Consider the following 16,384-nt stretch of genomic DNA (forward strand, 5'->3'; position numbering starts at 1 on the left):
AATACATATGAATACTCAATATGATTTAATCGTTGTGGGTGGTGGAATCTTAGGAACCTTTCACGCTTATCACGCTTTACAGAAAAACTTGAAAGTCGCCATTCTGGAAAGAAATTCTGTTCCACAAGGCGCAACCGTAAGAAATTTCGGACAGGTTGTTCCATCAGGAATGGACATTAAATGGCAGAATTTCGGAAAAGAAAGTTTAAATATTTATAAAGATCTACAGTCTAAAACTGATCTTACCGTAAGACAAAATGGTTCTGTATATATTGCTTCCAACGATGAAGAACTTCAGTTGATTGAAGAACTTTCACAGATCAACAAAAACAACGATTACGAATCTGTAATTCTTTCTAAAAGTGAATGCATTCAGAAGTTTGACGGTTTGAGATCTGATTACTGCAAAGGCGGATTATTCTTTCCGCAGGAGATTTCAGTCGATTCAAGTGAAATGATTGTCAAACTTCATCAATATCTGAAAAATCAGGAAGGGTTGGACATTTTTTACAATACCACTGTTCTGGAAACCATTGAAAATAATTCTAATTGCACCGTTACAACTGCAGATGGGAAGAAATTTACCTCATCTAAATTGATCATCTGTGGCGGACACGAGTTTAAAATTTTGTACCCTGAAGTTTTTAATGATAGTGATCTGGAAGTCAGCAAACTGCAGATGCTTCAAACCAAACCACAGGGAATTTATTCACTGCCAGGAAATATTCTGACCGGACTTTCCATCAGAAGATATGAATCTTTTACCGAATGTGCATCTTTTGCTAAAATAAAAGATGGTGAAGACAAAAACTCATTTGAAAAGAAATTCGGGATTCACATTTTATTCAAACAGGCTTTAGACGGTTCAGTCATTATTGGCGATTCTCATGAATATGCAGATGCCAAAAATGCAGATGATCTCGGTTATGATTTAAATATGGACATCGATGAGTTTATGATTAATGAAGCAAAAAAGATTATCGATTTGCCAACCTACGAAATTCAGAGAAGATGGTTCGGAATTTATTCTCAGTGCAAAACCAAAGATATTTTCGAGCACAATGTATCGCCCAAAATTCATATCGTGACAGGTATCGGCGGAAAAGGAATGACCGGAAGCGGTGGTTATTCAAAATTTAATATCAATACAATTTTTTCTTAAAAATGAACATACAATTATTGGTTCTGGATATGGCCGGAACAACGATCGATGAAGATAATGTGGTGTATAAAACACTTACAAAAGCCGTGAATGACTATGGCTACGAAGTGACTTTAAATAAAGTGCTTGAAATCTGTGCCGGAATGGAAAAAGCGGAGGCTATTAAAAATTTACTCGAAAATATTGGCGGAAATACGGAAGATACTGAAGCCATATTCGAAAACTTTTCTGATGAATTGGCTCTTGCTTATAACAATCTTACCGTAAAACCTATTATTGGAGTTGAAGAATTTTTGTTAAAAGTAAAATCTAAAGGTAAAAAAGTGGCTCTAAATACCGGTTACAATCAGACAATTGCTCAACAATTGCTTACAAAACTCAACTGGAAAATTGATGTTCATTATGATGCACTGATTACTGCTGATGATGTTTCGGAAAGCAGACCAAGTCCTGAAATGATCATCCTCGCAATGAAAAAATTCGGAATTACAGATCCGACAGAGGTTTTGAAAGCCGGAGATTCTGCCATCGACATCCAAGAAGGAAAAAATGCAGGTTGTGGAATGACCATTGCCGTTCTGAGCGGTGCACAAACCAGAGCACAACTTGAATTGGCATTGCCCGATCATATTTTAAACAATCTTTCAGAAGCTGAACATATCCTTTTTTAATTCCTTCACAGAACTGGTTACGGAGGTAATTCTGTAATCAGTTTTAATTCAATTTCAAAAATAAATCTTTAAAATAGTTATTATGAAAACAAAACTTCTTTCTCTTTTGGTCATGACCGGCGCATTAATGACCGCACAGACCAAAAAAGTCCTCTTCATCGGAATAGATGGCTGCAGGCCTGATGTGATGATGTCATCCAACACTCCGAACATCCAGGGATTATTACCGACTGCAATATATTCTTTAGATGCCATTACATTAGCACCAACCATCAGCGGAAACGGCTGGAGTTCTATGCTTACAGGAGTGGGTTTGGATAAGCACAATGTACCGGATAATAATTTTACCAATCCTAACTACGTAAATTATCGTGATTTCTTAACAAGAATTGAGACGTACAATCCTACTTTGAGAACTATTTCTTTAGTTCATTGGGCTCCTATTAACAACAATATCATCAATACTGCTGATGTTAAAACAAACTTTTCAACTGATCTTGCGGTAAAAAACGCGGCAGTGAATGCTCTTCAAAATGACAATCCTGATGCACTTTTCGTGGATTTTGACGATGTGGATGGTGCAGGACATTCATACGGTTTTTCTTCCACATCAACTCAGTATGTAAACTCAATTCAGACTACCGATACTTATATCGGTGAGATTCTCACTGCGATGAAAAACAGAAGCACTTATAATAACGAAAACTGGTTGGTAGTGGTCACTACCGATCACGGTGGAGAAGGTGCTTCACATGGAGGAGGAAATCTTACAGAACGGGATATTTTTTCAATTTATTCCAATCCATCGTTTGTTCCTCAGCAAATCAGTAAAACACAAGTTCAGAATACACCAACTTATAACCGTCTGAATTTTCCTGCAGGAACGTATGCGAAGCCATCTGTGCAGAGCGGCTTTAATTTCGGAGCCACACAGGACTTTACGATTGAATTTTGGATAAAGCCGAATGCAAGTTATACCAGCGACCCCGTATTTATCGGAAATAAAAACTGGAATAATGGCTACAACAAAGGTTTTGTCATTTCAGGATATTCCGGTCAGACCTTTAAAATGAATATAGGTGATGGCAGCAACAGACTGGATCTGACCGGAGGAAAATTGGTAACAAACCAATGGAAACATATCGCTGTAACGTTCGACAGAGACGGTCTTGCCACCATGTATGACGACGGAGTTCCGGTAACCATTGGAAAAATGAATAATATCGGTGATATCACTTCAAATTTACCATTAACCATCAATCAGGACGGAACCAATACTTATGGTGTTAATTTGGCTGCTTCTTACAAAGATGTAAGAATCTGGAATGCAAAATTATCCAATGAAGCCATTGTACAGTGGGCAAATCAGGACGTGACGAGCGCTCATCCTTTCTACTCTAATCTTTTAGCAAATTATAAAATGACTGAAGCTTCAGGAAATTTGACAGATTCAGGACCATTAGGTAATAATGCAACCATCACTGGATCTCCGACGAGAAATCTTCAGACATCAGAAACCTTTACCATTCAGAATTATCTGAATACACCGAGACAGACAGACCTCTTCCCTACTGTGCTCAACTGGTTGTGTATTCCGGTGCAATCATCTTGGGGAATTGATGGTGTAAACAGAATCCCTGTGTGCGACACAGCAGTACTTTCTGTAAATGATGCTGAGAAAAAACAAAACGAATTGGTTATTTACCCAAATCCGGCGAGTAATGAAATCAATATAAGATTTAGTTCACTTGATAAAAAACTGACATTAAATATTATTGATGCAAAAGGAAGTATTGTTTCTGTCAAGAAATTATCATCTTCAAATTCTCAATACCATCAAAAAATAAATACTGAATTTTTATCTACCGGAGTTTACTTTGTTCAGATCAAAGGCGATAAAACTTCTTTTTCTAAATCTTTTATAAAGAAATAACTAAATCTGATTTAAAAAAAATTACAACAAATAACACCGCTAATAGATTCTATTGGCGGTGTTTTAATTAATTTCCAGAGGCTTTTTATTTTAAAATAATTTTGTTTAATATCGTTATTTTGATGACGTTTAAAAGTCAGTAAAATATTTTTATCTATAAATTTTATTTAAAAATTAGAGAATTATGCAGAAGCAGAACGGCCGACAGATGTATTTATTCCATGAAAATTATTGTAAGTACAATATAAATCTGTAAAATAAACATCAGCTTCCATTTCAGAATTTTCTGTGCTTGTGATCAATTTACTCTCGTTGTATTCCGATTTTGAGGCAATTTTTTTCCTTTGTACAATATCTTTAACACAGTTACAATGTTGATGATCGTTTGCCTGATGATCAGATAATTTTAAAATACGAACTTCTGTATTTGATAATTGAGTATTTGATTCGAAGGAACGCTGATTTAAAGTAAAATATGGTTCGCCATGGTAAAAATAATGGTCGATAATTTCCGGGTGATTGCAATCTTCTTTTTTCGTAGGAGTTGCTGCATAATATCCTTTACATTCTGTACAAAAAGCCACTTTAACATTGATCGATTCCATATTTTTTATTTTTTTGATGTGCTTTTACTATAACAGAATTTGTGCCATACAAACCTTATTCAGAGGAAAAAATTCTAATATTTGTGAAAATATTTTTAATTAAATATTTAGAGTCAATAAACATGTATGGGATTGGGGAAAAAGCAGCGACCACGCTCCCTCTTGGGTTGAACTGAAATAAAAATCTAATTTAATATAAAACGAAATAAGTCACGCAAAATGCATGACTTATTTCGTTTATTGTCGTTTGAAAATCTAATTATTTAGCTTCAAAATACACTCTTCTGTTGGCTCTGTTTTTCCATTCAGGGCACTTTGTTGCAGGATCACACTCAGGATATTTCAAATCTTTTTTACCTCTTCCTTGTGCATCTAGTTTTGTAGATTCTACTCCATTTTTAATCAGATAATCTTTCACACTGTTGGCTCTTTTTTCAGATAAATTCTGATTATAGTTTTCAGAACCTCTTGTGTCTGTAGTACCAATTACGGTGTAAGCACCATTTGAAGAATTAATGTAGTTTACAGCATTGTTCAAAATTGGCGTGTTTGATGGTAAAATTCTGTCTGAATTTAAATCAAATTCAATTCCGTCTAATTTTGTTTCTGTTTCCGTCACAGCACCTGAAGTTGCTTCAGGACATCCGTTATTTTCTACAGGGCCAGGAACCGTTACACATTTGTCATAAAGATCGATCACTCCATCTAAATCAACATCTAAAGCGACACCAGATCCGTCAACTCTTGCACCTGCAGGAGTATCTAGCTGTCTGTCCCAATCATCACAAACTCCGTCATTATCATTGTCACCACTCTTACAAACTTCTACATCCTCGTTTTTAGCAGCTAACACATCAAGCTTGTAGTAGATTTCCTGTAAAGGATCGTGCCACATCAAATGCGAATCGTGTTTTCCTAATTTCAAAGACAAACCTAAGGTTGCATTGAAGAAATTATCTGAAACCTGATCTTCTCTTTTATTGATTGTACTGTACTGCTCGCCACCACCGTCAAACTGGTCATCAGTAGTTACTACATACATTACTCTACCTTCAAGATCTAATCTGTTGTTGATTTTATATTTTAAACCTGCACCAGCCTGTCCGAAGAAAGAATTTAATTTAAAAGGTTTAATTTCAGTCATTAATCTTTGTCCGAACTCATCTTTCTGATATGCTCTGTATGCTAAAGTTCCAACACCTGCATAACCGTGTAAAGCCCATCTGTAAGGAGATTTGTTATCAACACGTCTCATTAAATTAGAAAAATTAATATCTCCTAAAATTGAAATCGCATCATATTGAGTTCTTGCACCAACTTGTCCGGTTACTGAAGCATTTGCAGGAGCTGCATCTTTTGTATTGAACCAACCCTGTCTTGTTTCTCCTCTGTCATATTGAAGGTTAATTCCAAAAGCATGCGTGATTGCCTTATCAATACTCACATAAGCAGAGTAACCAAATAGGTTTTTACCATTTCCGTTTTTAATAGACGTCAAATCTGCAGACTGCATCAAAGGTACACCAGCACCAAAAGACACTGCCCAGTCATTGAATCTTTTAGATTGTTGAGTAAAAGGACTTACATTGGCAGAACCGGATGTAAATGTATTAGGATATTCACCATTTGATACTTTCAGGCTGTCTTGTGCCATCATTGAAGCAGGCATAGCTAACGCTAATGAAAAAATTGCTAAACTTAGTTTCATATTATTTTTAATCGTTAAAATTTAATTATTAAAGTATTGCTACTTTTAAAGTTTTTGGAATACTCACTATTCCAAAAGTGTCTACTGCAGGACTTTTTTCGTACGTCCCTACTTACTTGCAACTTGCATACCAATAAATTATTATGTTAAATAATTTTAACTAAAAACTAAAATATTACTTTATAAAAATGCATATCTTTAATCTAATATATCTGACTGTAAGAAGATTATATGACTAAAAACAATACTATGTAATAAATATTAATATTTTATTAAATAAAATATGGATTTTTACAATTATTAAAAAATTTCAACATTCATGAAAAATTTTTCATTCAATTAGAGAAAAAAAAGCCCATCCATCGTAAAAACTGATATTTTCGCTTGCTTTTTCAGCACTAAAAACTTTCATCAAAGAATCATACAAAGACATTAGCCATAGATCGAAAACTACATCGCAGAAAATTTTGATCAAAGAAAAATGATTAGTGTTCTCAATGATTTTTCCAATCAATTAATGAACTTGATTTAAAAAAAGAAAGATTATTCATTATAAATCCACATCAACACCGGTTTTTGAGATTTCTGAATGATAGGATCTAATTTCCGCATCGCATTATTAGAAATTGTCGGACAACCCCAACCTTCTGGTGAACCTTTAGGATACGTTTCATCATCACTCATCAGATTCCAGGAATGGAAGACAATAAACCGTTTTAAAGCATTATTATTGGTTTCCTCCAAGCCATGCATCAGATATTTGACGTTGATTCCCCAATCGCTGTGGCCTCTGCCTGACAATTTATATTTCCCCAAAGATGAAAGATGACTTCCGTCTTGATTGCTGAATGTCGGATTGTCCTTCGATTCGTCACTGCTCCACGAATTGTTTCCACAACCATGACCGACCAAATATTTTCCTGAAATTTTATTTTCTTTAAAATCCCAAACCACAAAACGCTTCACGCCAGAATGAAGACTCATATCAATCAAAATGCAAAAATCCTCGTTCATTTTTTTGTTTTTGCAAAATGCTAAAGCTTCTTGTGCTTTCTTTTTTGTTTTGATGGAATCTAATTTGTGTTTTTGGATTTCTTCAACTTTATCTTTCTGAAAAATATTAGTAACGACAGAATCTTTCGCCTCATTTTTACAAGCCGAAAAAACCGTAACTAGGAAAATGAAATAAAAAATTCTCACTCGATTATTTATAATGTAAGAAAATTCCGAAATCTGTTGGCGTCCACCATGCAGCTTTTTGTCCTGCAGCTTTCAGCGCATCATTTGCCCACGTATTGCAGGTATTTAAAAAGCTATAACTTCCCTGCGCATCATAAAATGCATCGTTATCGCTGTACACTGCTTTTGTCGGAATCAGGAGATAATTTCCGTTGGCATCTTTATCAAATTTAGCATCGATAAATTTCACCAAATCTAAGTATTGCTTTTTACTGATCATTATTTTTTTGCAGTCAGAAGCTTCGGTCATGGTTTTGTAGAATGACGTATGCATGGCAGATTCGCTCATCCAAAATGCAGCTTTCACCGCAGTAGAAAATTTCAGATCTGCCCAAGTGGGGGTGTCGAGATAAAAACCTTTGTCGCCCCATCCGATTCCAATATAATTATAATCTTTTTTCTTTGAGATAGTATTTTCAAAAGGTATTTTAGAACTCCAATCGTACAAATCATTCTTAACAGGCATCACAATGTCCGTATGAACACCGTTGGTATAGATATAAATAGGAATTTCCTTTTTCTCTCCGTCATCTTTTGCAGAAACTTCTATAAAAGGAAGCAGATATCCCAAAAGACAGTATACAACAACGATTCCCAGGATAATTCCGATGGTTTTTAGAATATAAATGAATATAATTTTCGCACTCATGTTTTTTGAATATAATTTTAATAAAATTTAATTTTGAATTTTTCGTAAAAGTATTTGTTTTATTCCGAAATATCAGTAAATTTAAAGAACAAACACTTGGAAATATGAATAAAAACATGAAATCCCAGAAAAGATTTAAAGTAAGAGTAAAAACAGCTCCTAAAAGAACCCAAAAAAAACGTTGATTTTCTTAAAGATATTCTCTTTTTGAAAGTCATTTTTTCTTTTGTGGAAAGGGCTTTTTAAATTTTCACAAATTAAAATCTTCTATTTCTTTAAAACTCAACTTTTAAGGAATGGTGAACTACCCACTTTATTTTTGGAAAGTAAAATTTCCGAACAGATATTTTCACCTTTAGATTTTATAAATTAAAATGCCGTCATCTTGATTTTGAACGCTAAGAACGCTAAGATTTTTTAACTACTAACGGTGTTAAGGCTCGCAAAGGTATTTCACTCAGCAAAAAACATAAAGGCATTTTTAAATACGACAGATAAACAGAATTTTACTTAAATTTCTCTGAAGACTGATTCAAAAACTCAATATTTCTTTTCAAACCTGCAAATTTTGTCCGCTTAACAGGTGATTTTCTGAAAATTTCGGAGAATATTTCCTGAGTTAATTCTTTCCACTCTCCTTTTTTGAAATTTTTCAAAGCTTCGTTAGGTTTAAATTTTGCCTGAAGATTCGGTGCAGAAAAACGGTTCCACGGACAAACATCCTGGCAGATATCACAACCAAACATCCAGTCTTCCATTCTGTCTTTAAAGTAATCCGGAATTTCATTTTTCAATTCGATAGTTGCGTAAGAAATACATTTGCTTCCGTCTACGATTTTTTCTGAAACAATCGCATCAGTCGGACAAGCATCGATACATTTTCTGCAACTTCCGCAGTGATCGGTCGTTGCATAATCTGGAATCAGGTCTAAATCACAAATAATTTCAGCCAAAAAATAAAACGAACCACTTTGTTTGGTAATAAGATTGGCATTTTTTCCAACCCAGCCAATTCCTGATTTTTTTGCCCAGCTTCTTTCTAAAACAGGAGCAGAATCTACAAATACCCGAAACCCAAAATCACCGATTTCATTCTGCAATTCAGCAACCATATCCCGAAGAATTTCTTTTACCACTTCATGATAATCTTCGGCGTACGCGTATTTTGAGATTTTAAAATTCTCCAGCGTTGAAATTTTCTCTTCAGGAAAGTAGTTATAAGAAAGTGAAATTACAGATTTTGAACCTTCTACCAATAATCTCGGATCAAGCCTTTTGTCGAAGTGATTTTCCATGTATTTCATTTCTCCATGGTAGTTATTCTTCAGCCATTTTTCAAGATGGCGAGCGTCTTCTTCCAGAAAATCTGCTTTTGAAATTCCACAATTCTGAAACCCAAAACTTTTAGCTTTGGACTTGATTAATTTTGAATATTTTTCGGCAGTTGAATTCATAGATTTCGCATTGCAAAACTAAGATTATTTTATAAATTTGTTGGAGTTTGGATGTGTGAAAAAAGTTCACCTTCCTTTTTTAAATTTAACTTAAAAGAAAGCAATATTATGTCATTAGCAGAAGTATTAAAATCAGGAAATTATGCATTAATCGACGTTCGTGAACCCATGGAATTGGAAATGGACGGAAATATAGAGGGCGCTCAAAATATCCCATTGGGTGAAGTAGAAGACAGAAAAGAAGAAATTTTATCAATCGATAAGCCGGTTGTTTTATTCTGCAGAAGCGGAAACAGAAGCGGAAAAGCTTTAGACTTCCTACAGTCTCAAGGTTTAGAAGACGGCTACAACGGTGGCGGATGGGCTGAGTTGAAAGCACATTTAGAAGCAAATCAAGGAACTTTTTAAGTTCCTTTTTTTTATATCTTAATTTTATTTGAAATTAATTGATATAGTTTTTTTTACTGCTTTTATTTCTCGTAGAATTTAATTTTAACGCAAAGTCCGCAAAGCCTTTTTTAAAATTACTAACTGTTTTTAAGGCTCGCAAAGGCGTTTCACTCAGCAAAGAAAAAAAAGGCTTTTCAAACATGATGCGGTTAATCAAATAATCATTAATAATGATTTTAAAAGAAAAATTCTTTCAACTCTGTTCACCATTCAATCAAGACAAAATGCTGGTTGAGGTTTTTTGGCTTGAAATTGAGAAAAAATATACTGGGAAAGGGAGATATTACCACAACTTAACTCATTTAGAAAATATGTTTTCTGAATTGGAATTGGTGAAAGATAGAATTCTAAACTTCACTAATATTTCATTTTCAGTATTTTATCATGATGTAATTGATGATGCAAGCTCAAAACTGAACGAAGAAGAAAGCGCAGAATTTGCAATGTTAAGACTTGAAAAATTGGGTTTAAATAAAACTGATATTGAAGAAATTCCAAAGCAGATTTTAGCGACAAAATCTCATCACAAATCGGAAAATAATGACATTAATTATTTGCTGGATGCTGATTTATCAATTCTTGGAAAAGATATTGAATCCTATATAAAGTACACTCAGCAAATCAGAAAGGAATATTCTATTTATCCAGATTTTCTTTACAAACCGGGAAGGAAAAAAGTTTTGCAACATTTTTTGGAGCTGGAAAGTATTTTTAAAACTGAATATTTTAGCGAAAAATATGAAATTCAAGCGAGGAAAAATATTGAATTTGAAATCGGGCAATTATAAATTTTGGCTAAAGCCGATTGATTATAAACTAAGAAAGCGGACTAAAGTCCGCTTCTATTGATATTTTTTAATTGGTTTGAAAATATTTCGACCACCCCGTCAAAAATTCCTTCAGAATTTTCGCCACCCCTCCAGAGGAATGGAATTGGGACTTTCTAATTTTAAGTTTATTAAAATTTAGGCATTTTCACGTCCTCAAATTCTTTCAAAAGATTTGCAAAAACAGTTTCCACAGGTAAAACCTCATCGATCAAAGCTGAAACCTGACCGATTTCCAGTTCGCCTTCTTCCATATCACCTTCGAACATTCCTTTTTTTGCTCTGGCTCGTCCTAAAGCAGCAACCAAAGACTCTGAATTTCTTCCTACATTATATATTTCCTCCAACTCATTGAAGAATTTATTTTTAACCATTCTTACGGGCGCTAATTCTTTCAAAGTAAGATGAGTGTCTCCTTCATTCAGTTCGGTGATTTTCTTCTTCCAATTATCATGAGCGCTTGCTTCTACTGTTGCGGCAAAACGGCTTCCAATCTGAACGCCGTCTGCACCTAAAATCATGGCCGCTTTCATTTGAGAACCAAGAGCAATTCCACCAGCTGCGATTAACGGTTTAGAAATATGCTTTTTAACATTGGGAATCAGGCAAAAAGTGGTTGTTTCATCTCTTCCGTTGTGACCGCCCGCTTCAAACCCTTCGGCTACGACAGCATCAACTCCTGCATCTTCGCACTTCATCGCAAATTTGGTTGACGAAACGACGTGAGCAACTTTCACTCCCTCCTTTTGTAATGTTTCTGTATACGTTTTAGGACTTCCGGCTGAGGTAAAAACTATTTTTACACCTTCCTCTAAAATGATATTGATAATTTCTTCTAAATTCGGATATAGCAAAGCTACATTTACTCCAAAAGGTTTATCGGTAGCTTTCTTACATTTCTGAATATTTTCGCGTAAAATATCGGGATACATACTTGCAGAACCAATCAAACCCAATCCGCCACAGTTTGAAACTGCTGATGCCAATCTCCATCCAGAATGCCAAATCATGCCTGCCTGAATGATAGGATATTGAATATTAAAGAGTTCGGTAATTCTATTTCTGTTTTCCTGCATCTCGTGAAGTTTTTTCGCTGAATTGAAATCTATAAAATTGCTCATATTGTAAAAATACTAAAAACGCAGATTCTACAAGACATTCCGAAAGATTTTTACCTAAAAAAACCTCCAGATTATTCTGAAGGTTTTGATTTTACTTTTAAGCCTATTTCATGCTCAAATTTATTTTAAACGCAAAGTCCACAAAGTTTTTTTTGACTACTAAATGCTTTTAAGTTTGCAAAGGCGTTTGACTGCGTCGAATCTTCGATTTCACTCAGCAAAGACTAAATACTTTGCATAAAAAAAACCTCCAGATCATTCTGAAGGTTTTGATTTTATTTTTTCATGGCTTCTTTCTTCCAGTTTCCTTTAAAATTACAATTGTCATAACGACCGTCGATAGAAATAAAGGTTGTTGAAAGTTTTGAATTTACAAATTTCTCAACCATTTCAGCCTGCTTCTTTCGAAGAGCCATCTGTTTGATTCGATCGTAATCGGTTTCTAAAGTAATTTGGTGAGAAGGAATTACATCTTCGATTTTTACAATCTTCACCACGCTTCTGTCTCTGTCATCTTTATCATCGAAAGCTGTCGTAATGTCTCCTTTATTTAAACCAGCCAATTCGTAGCTTATTGTTCCTGGAATACTTTCTCTTTCAATTTTGTTAGAACCATCTCCACCAGGAATTATACCTGCGTTGAATTTCGTTCTTTTATCGTCAGAAAATTTAAATGAAGCATCTTTAAAAGTAATTTTTTCAGCCAAGATTAAACCTCTGATGCTGTCTAATTTCTTTTTAGCAGTAGTAATTTCTTCAGCGGTCGGAGTTGATTTTAAAAGAATATGCCTTGCGTCATACACTTTACCAGATTTTTTAACCAACTGTATGATGTGATATCCAAATTCAGATTCAATAGGATCAGAAATTTCGCCTTCCTGTAAGTTTAAAGCTGCTGCTTCAAACGGTTTCACCATCTGACCTTTGAAAACATTTTTCATCAAACCACCATTCGCTGCAGAACCCGGATCTTCAGAATATATTCTTGCCTGGCTTTCAAAACTTTCTCCACCCGCAATATCTGCTTTGATTTTTTTAAGCTTATTAATCAATTCATCTTTATGAGCTTCAGTCAGTTTAGGATTCATTACGATTTGCGAAAGAGAAACCTCATCTTTAATTTCAGGCAATTGAGTCTTAAACATATTATAAAAATCTGTTACTTCGTTAGGAGTAACGTCAGCTTTTTCTGTAATTCTCTGATATTTTGCCTGACCGTAATAGGTATCTGTATCTATCTTTTCGATAGCATTCTTCATCTCGTATCCGGTTCTGAATTTATAAGCTATCAACATCGCTTTTTCGTCAGGAAACTGAGAAAGCAATTGGTTGTATTTAGCATTTGCCTGATCTTTGATTGCCGCAGAACGGTTTTCGATCAGCGTGTCTTTTTTAGCTTCAAAAACAAGAAATTTGTTGTTGATCAAATTCTCTAAAAAGTCACATTTATCAGTGGTACCAGCACCTTGCTGCTTCCCGTAATTCATCTGCTCCTCTACATCAGATTCAAGCACAATTTCATTGCCTATCACAGCCGCAATACCGTCGATTAATTGACCCGGCTTTAGCTGAGCATTCACTTTTGTTGAAAACAACAAAGTAAAAATCCCAAAAAGAAAAGCAATTTTTAATTTATTTATCATTTTACTATTTTAAACGAGTTGCAAATTTATAATTCTTAACGAATTACACTCAATTTTTTATTATAAATATTTCTTAAAAAGAGTTGTTTGATTACAACTCAACAGTAAAAGTCGTCAATTCTTTGAATTGATTGATTCTTTCCAGCATATCAGTCTCGTTTACTTCTTCAATTCTTTCTGTTCCGAATTTTTCTACGGTGAAAGATGCCATCGCAGAACCTACAATTAATGCAGACTTCATTGTTTCAAAATCAAACTTTCCTTTTTTAGCTAAATATGCAGCAAAACCTCCAGCAAAAGTATCTCCCGCACCCGTTGGATCGAAAACTTCTTCTAATGGAAGCGCAGGAATTGCAAATATTTTACCCTCGTGGAAAAGAATAGCACCATGTTCCCCTTTTTTGATGATGACAAATTTTGGTCCCATTGTATGAATTTTCTTAGCAGCTTTCACCAAAGAATATTCACCTGAAAGTTGTCTTGCTTCTTCGTCGTTGATGCTGATCACATCAGTTTTAGCAATCATATCCTTTAAAATATCCAAAGCAGAATCCATCCAGAAATTCATCGTATCTAAGATGACCAATTTTGGACGCTGATTCATTTTTTCAAGAACAGACAATTGAACTCCCGGATGAAGATTTCCTAAAAGTAAAATCTCCGCATCCTGCATAGATTCAGGAATTTTCGGGTCGAAGTTTTCAAGAACATTCACTTCAGTTGCTAATGTGTCTCTTGTATTTAAATCGTTATGATATTTTCCTGACCAGAAAAAAGTTTTTCCTTCTTTTACAATTTCTAATCCTTCAATGTTGATATCTCTTTTCGTGAACATATCCAAATGCTCTTGCGGAAAATCTCCTCCCACAACAGAAACAATTCCAGATTTCACACCCATCACTGATGAGGTAATCCCGATATACGTGGCAGCTCCTCCTAAAATCTTATCTGTTTTACCAAATGGTGTTTCTATTGCATCAAACGCAACACTTCCTACAACTAAAAGTTTCATATGTATTTTATATTTTTTTAAAGGTCATATGCAATCTAGCGATGTCATATGTATTTTCTTGTTTTTTTAATATTAATTTTTCCATTCAAAAGTATCCAGCATGTGCATGATATCTTTTTTGATATAATCAACTGCCGGTGCTAAAGAATCTGGTTTTGGTCTTGTATCGAAATACAAATAAGCAGTGACAAAATGTTTTGTACTGTCTGTGGCATAAAACTGAAGATTAGAGGCAGTCTGCCCTTTCAGCTCATAGAAATTTCCATAAACTTTTCTTTCAGGATACTGAAAAAATTTAGTATCAATCGAACTTGCCTTTATCGTGTGCTTATAGACCATTTTCTCAGACTCTCTGACATGGTCTGCAAAATCACCTTTCACAGGAAAATAAGTGATAAATACTTTTGCTTTCATCTTTGGGTAATTCATGTAATACCAGCAAGGTTTTTTGGCATCTACAATCTTAGCAAAATCTGAATATTCAAAAGTATAAGCACAATTTTTATCAAATTTCTGATATTTCGGTGTGGGATATTCTAATCTCAATTCACCATAAGGTTTCGGTTGAGTCTCTTTCTCACAAGAAATTAAAAGCATTGAAGCAAAAATAAAAATGACTTTTCTAATCATTTTGCAAAAATACAAATTACATTTTAGATTTTAGGACACAAATTTCAGCATTTCAATGAGTTTTGAATTTTACTTTTGATAAGAATTTATTTTAACGCAATGTTCGCAAAGTTTTTTGACTACTAACTGTTTTTAAGTTTGGAAAGGCGTTTGACTACGTCGAATCTTCGATTTCACTTAGCAAAGAAAGCAAAGTTCAATTTTTGACGTAATGAAAGTCTTAAAGAATTCTGTAGGCCGTATGATAATTTTGAATATAATTTTCTAACGGTTTTGGGAACGATTTGTCGTGAGAACTTTCAACATTGTCGATAATATATTCATTTTGAGCAATAAAATTTCTCCAAACATCTTCTGAATCTACCTCAACATTAAATATTTCTATACTTAAATTCTTATGAGTCAATTTATGATTAATGGTTTTTGCACTTTTAATAAAAGGAATTAATGCATCCGGAATTTCAAGCGGAAATTCAAACAGTTTTTTCCAGATAAAATCATCTTTTCTTTGTCGAATTAAAAACTCTCCGTTTCTGTGAACAAAATAATACTTTAACCCTAAATCCTGCGCTTTTACTTTCTTAGTTTTTACAGGAAATTCTGAGATTTTATTTAATGAAAAAGCTAAACAGTCATCATTTAGAGGACATTCCCCACATAAAGGATTTCGGGGTTTGCAGATTTCTGAACCTAGATCCATCATCGCCTGATTAAAATCTCCCACATTTTCAGGCATAATTAAATGTGACAGTTCTGAAAAATAATTGAACGCTCTTGAACTTGAAACATCAAAATCATCCGCAAAAATCCTGCTTAAAACTCTATAGAAATTTCCATCGACGGCAGGCATTTTTCCATTAAAGCAAATGCTTGAGACCGCTGCGGCTGTATATTTGCCTACCCCTTTTAGTTTTAAAATTTCATCGTATTGAGAAGGAAAAACTCCGTTGTAATCATTGATGATTTGCTGCGCAGCTTTGTGAATATTTATTGCTCTTGAATAATATCCTAGACCTTTCCAATATAATAGAACTTCATTTTCTTCAGCGTTTGCTAAAGTCTGAACATCGGGAAATCTTTTGATGAAATTATTGTAATGATTTAAGCCCTGAGCAATTCTGGTTTGCTGAAAAACAATCTCACAAATCCAGATTTTGTAGGGATTTTTTGTATTTCTGAAGGGTAAATCTCTTGCATTTATATCATACCACTTCAAAAGTTTGGTTCCGATATGAAGAAAGTCTGATGTTTTTTTGTTCTGTTCCAAAAAGCCGTCTCGT

The 16,384-nt window shown here is 34.2% G+C and carries 15 protein-coding genes; 5 read left to right on the top strand and 10 right to left on the bottom strand.

Annotated features, from left to right (window positions below; all coding sequences use genetic code 11):
- Positions 1–7 precede the first annotated feature (7 nt).
- From LNP04_RS05135 to LNP04_RS05145, 3 genes are all read left to right on the top strand, one after another.
- On the top strand, positions 8–1,162 hold the full coding sequence (locus LNP04_RS05135) for a TIGR03364 family FAD-dependent oxidoreductase (RefSeq protein ID WP_229985495.1): 1,155 nt from the start codon (positions 8–10) through the stop codon (positions 1,160–1,162).
- A gap of 2 nt (positions 1,163–1,164) precedes the next feature.
- On the top strand, positions 1,165–1,833 hold the full coding sequence (locus LNP04_RS05140) for a phosphonatase-like hydrolase (RefSeq protein ID WP_229985496.1): 669 nt from the start codon (positions 1,165–1,167) through the stop codon (positions 1,831–1,833).
- 82 nt (positions 1,834–1,915) lie between these two features.
- Positions 1,916–3,766 (top strand): LamG-like jellyroll fold domain-containing protein, encoded by a 1,851-nt coding sequence (locus LNP04_RS05145; RefSeq protein WP_229985497.1) that lies wholly within the window; start codon positions 1,916–1,918, stop codon positions 3,764–3,766.
- A gap of 182 nt (positions 3,767–3,948) precedes the next feature.
- Here LNP04_RS05145 and LNP04_RS05150 read toward each other — a convergent pair whose 3' ends face one another.
- From LNP04_RS05150 to queG, 5 genes are all read right to left on the bottom strand, one after another.
- Positions 3,949–4,371 carry a hypothetical protein gene (locus tag LNP04_RS05150; protein ID WP_229985498.1) on the bottom strand — a complete coding sequence of 141 codons (423 nt, stop codon included), beginning with the start codon at positions 4,369–4,371 and terminating at the stop codon, positions 3,949–3,951.
- A 259-nt stretch (positions 4,372–4,630) separates the two neighbouring features.
- Positions 4,631–6,079: an OmpA family protein gene (locus tag LNP04_RS05155; RefSeq protein WP_229985499.1), complete on the bottom strand. Its 1,449-nt coding sequence runs from the start codon at positions 6,077–6,079 to the stop codon at positions 4,631–4,633.
- Between the two features lie 543 nt (positions 6,080–6,622).
- Positions 6,623–7,279 (bottom strand): murein L,D-transpeptidase catalytic domain-containing protein, encoded by a 657-nt coding sequence (locus tag LNP04_RS05160; protein ID WP_229985500.1) that lies wholly within the window; start codon positions 7,277–7,279, stop codon positions 6,623–6,625.
- A 4-nt stretch (positions 7,280–7,283) separates the two neighbouring features.
- A complete protein-coding gene (locus tag LNP04_RS05165; protein ID WP_229985501.1) occupies positions 7,284–7,967 on the bottom strand; it encodes a TIGR02117 family protein in 684 nt (227 codons plus the stop codon).
- A gap of 506 nt (positions 7,968–8,473) precedes the next feature.
- A complete protein-coding gene (gene queG, locus LNP04_RS05170; RefSeq protein WP_229985502.1) occupies positions 8,474–9,421 on the bottom strand; it encodes a tRNA epoxyqueuosine(34) reductase QueG in 948 nt (315 codons plus the stop codon).
- A 108-nt stretch (positions 9,422–9,529) separates the two neighbouring features.
- On the opposite strand from queG, the gene LNP04_RS05175 reads away from it, so the two are divergent.
- Positions 9,530–9,829 carry a rhodanese-like domain-containing protein gene (locus LNP04_RS05175; protein WP_129536489.1) on the top strand — a complete coding sequence of 100 codons (300 nt, stop codon included), beginning with the start codon at positions 9,530–9,532 and terminating at the stop codon, positions 9,827–9,829.
- A 212-nt stretch (positions 9,830–10,041) separates the two neighbouring features.
- Positions 10,042–10,659 carry a hypothetical protein gene (locus LNP04_RS05180; protein ID WP_229985503.1) on the top strand — a complete coding sequence of 206 codons (618 nt, stop codon included), beginning with the start codon at positions 10,042–10,044 and terminating at the stop codon, positions 10,657–10,659.
- 170 nt (positions 10,660–10,829) lie between these two features.
- Here the strand turns inward: LNP04_RS05180 and LNP04_RS05185 are convergent, their stop codons facing one another.
- The 5 genes from LNP04_RS05185 to mutY form a co-directional block, all read right to left on the bottom strand.
- Entirely contained in the window at positions 10,830–11,774 is a 945-nt protein-coding gene (locus LNP04_RS05185; protein WP_229986275.1) for a nitronate monooxygenase family protein, read from the bottom strand.
- Between the two features lie 320 nt (positions 11,775–12,094).
- Complete coding sequence (locus LNP04_RS05190) at positions 12,095–13,462, bottom strand: peptidylprolyl isomerase (protein ID WP_229985504.1); 1,368 nt, start codon at positions 13,460–13,462, stop codon at positions 12,095–12,097.
- 91 nt (positions 13,463–13,553) lie between these two features.
- Positions 13,554–14,474: a PfkB family carbohydrate kinase gene (locus LNP04_RS05195; protein WP_229985505.1), complete on the bottom strand. Its 921-nt coding sequence runs from the start codon at positions 14,472–14,474 to the stop codon at positions 13,554–13,556.
- Positions 14,475–14,546: 72 nt separating this feature from the next.
- Positions 14,547–15,104, bottom strand: coding sequence for a gliding motility lipoprotein GldD (gene gldD, locus LNP04_RS05200; protein WP_129536484.1), 558 nt, complete (start codon positions 15,102–15,104; stop codon positions 14,547–14,549).
- Positions 15,105–15,324: 220 nt separating this feature from the next.
- Positions 15,325–16,371: an A/G-specific adenine glycosylase gene (gene mutY, locus LNP04_RS05205; RefSeq protein WP_229985506.1), complete on the bottom strand. Its 1,047-nt coding sequence runs from the start codon at positions 16,369–16,371 to the stop codon at positions 15,325–15,327.
- Positions 16,372–16,384: the final 13 nt, after the last annotated feature.

Origin of the sequence: Chryseobacterium sp. C-71, from assembly GCF_020911865.1 — a bacterium.
In the GTDB taxonomy this organism is placed as follows: Bacteria; Bacteroidota; Bacteroidia; order Flavobacteriales; family Weeksellaceae; genus Chryseobacterium.

Excerpts from the sequence above, each read along its gene's own strand:
- LNP04_RS05185 (WP_229986275.1), bottom strand. The coding sequence starts at position 11,774 with ATGCAGGAAAACAGAAATAGAATTACCGAACTCTTTAATATTCAATAT.
- LNP04_RS05145 (WP_229985497.1), top strand. The coding sequence starts at position 1,916 with ATGAAAACAAAACTTCTTTCTCTTTTGGTCATGACCGGCGCATTAATG.
- LNP04_RS05140 (WP_229985496.1), top strand. The coding sequence starts at position 1,165 with ATGAACATACAATTATTGGTTCTGGATATGGCCGGAACAACGATCGAT.
- queG (WP_229985502.1), bottom strand. The coding sequence starts at position 9,421 with ATGAATTCAACTGCCGAAAAATATTCAAAATTAATCAAGTCCAAAGCT.
- LNP04_RS05190 (WP_229985504.1), bottom strand. The coding sequence starts at position 13,462 with ATGATAAATAAATTAAAAATTGCTTTTCTTTTTGGGATTTTTACTTTG.
- LNP04_RS05195 (WP_229985505.1), bottom strand. The coding sequence starts at position 14,474 with ATGAAACTTTTAGTTGTAGGAAGTGTTGCGTTTGATGCAATAGAAACA.
- LNP04_RS05150 (WP_229985498.1), bottom strand. The coding sequence starts at position 4,371 with ATGGAATCGATCAATGTTAAAGTGGCTTTTTGTACAGAATGTAAAGGA.
- LNP04_RS05165 (WP_229985501.1), bottom strand. The coding sequence starts at position 7,967 with ATGAGTGCGAAAATTATATTCATTTATATTCTAAAAACCATCGGAATT.
- LNP04_RS05155 (WP_229985499.1), bottom strand. The coding sequence starts at position 6,079 with ATGAAACTAAGTTTAGCAATTTTTTCATTAGCGTTAGCTATGCCTGCT.
- LNP04_RS05135 (WP_229985495.1), top strand. The coding sequence starts at position 8 with ATGAATACTCAATATGATTTAATCGTTGTGGGTGGTGGAATCTTAGGA.
- gldD (WP_129536484.1), bottom strand. The coding sequence starts at position 15,104 with ATGATTAGAAAAGTCATTTTTATTTTTGCTTCAATGCTTTTAATTTCT.
- LNP04_RS05175 (WP_129536489.1), top strand. The coding sequence starts at position 9,530 with ATGTCATTAGCAGAAGTATTAAAATCAGGAAATTATGCATTAATCGAC.
- LNP04_RS05180 (WP_229985503.1), top strand. The coding sequence starts at position 10,042 with ATGATTTTAAAAGAAAAATTCTTTCAACTCTGTTCACCATTCAATCAA.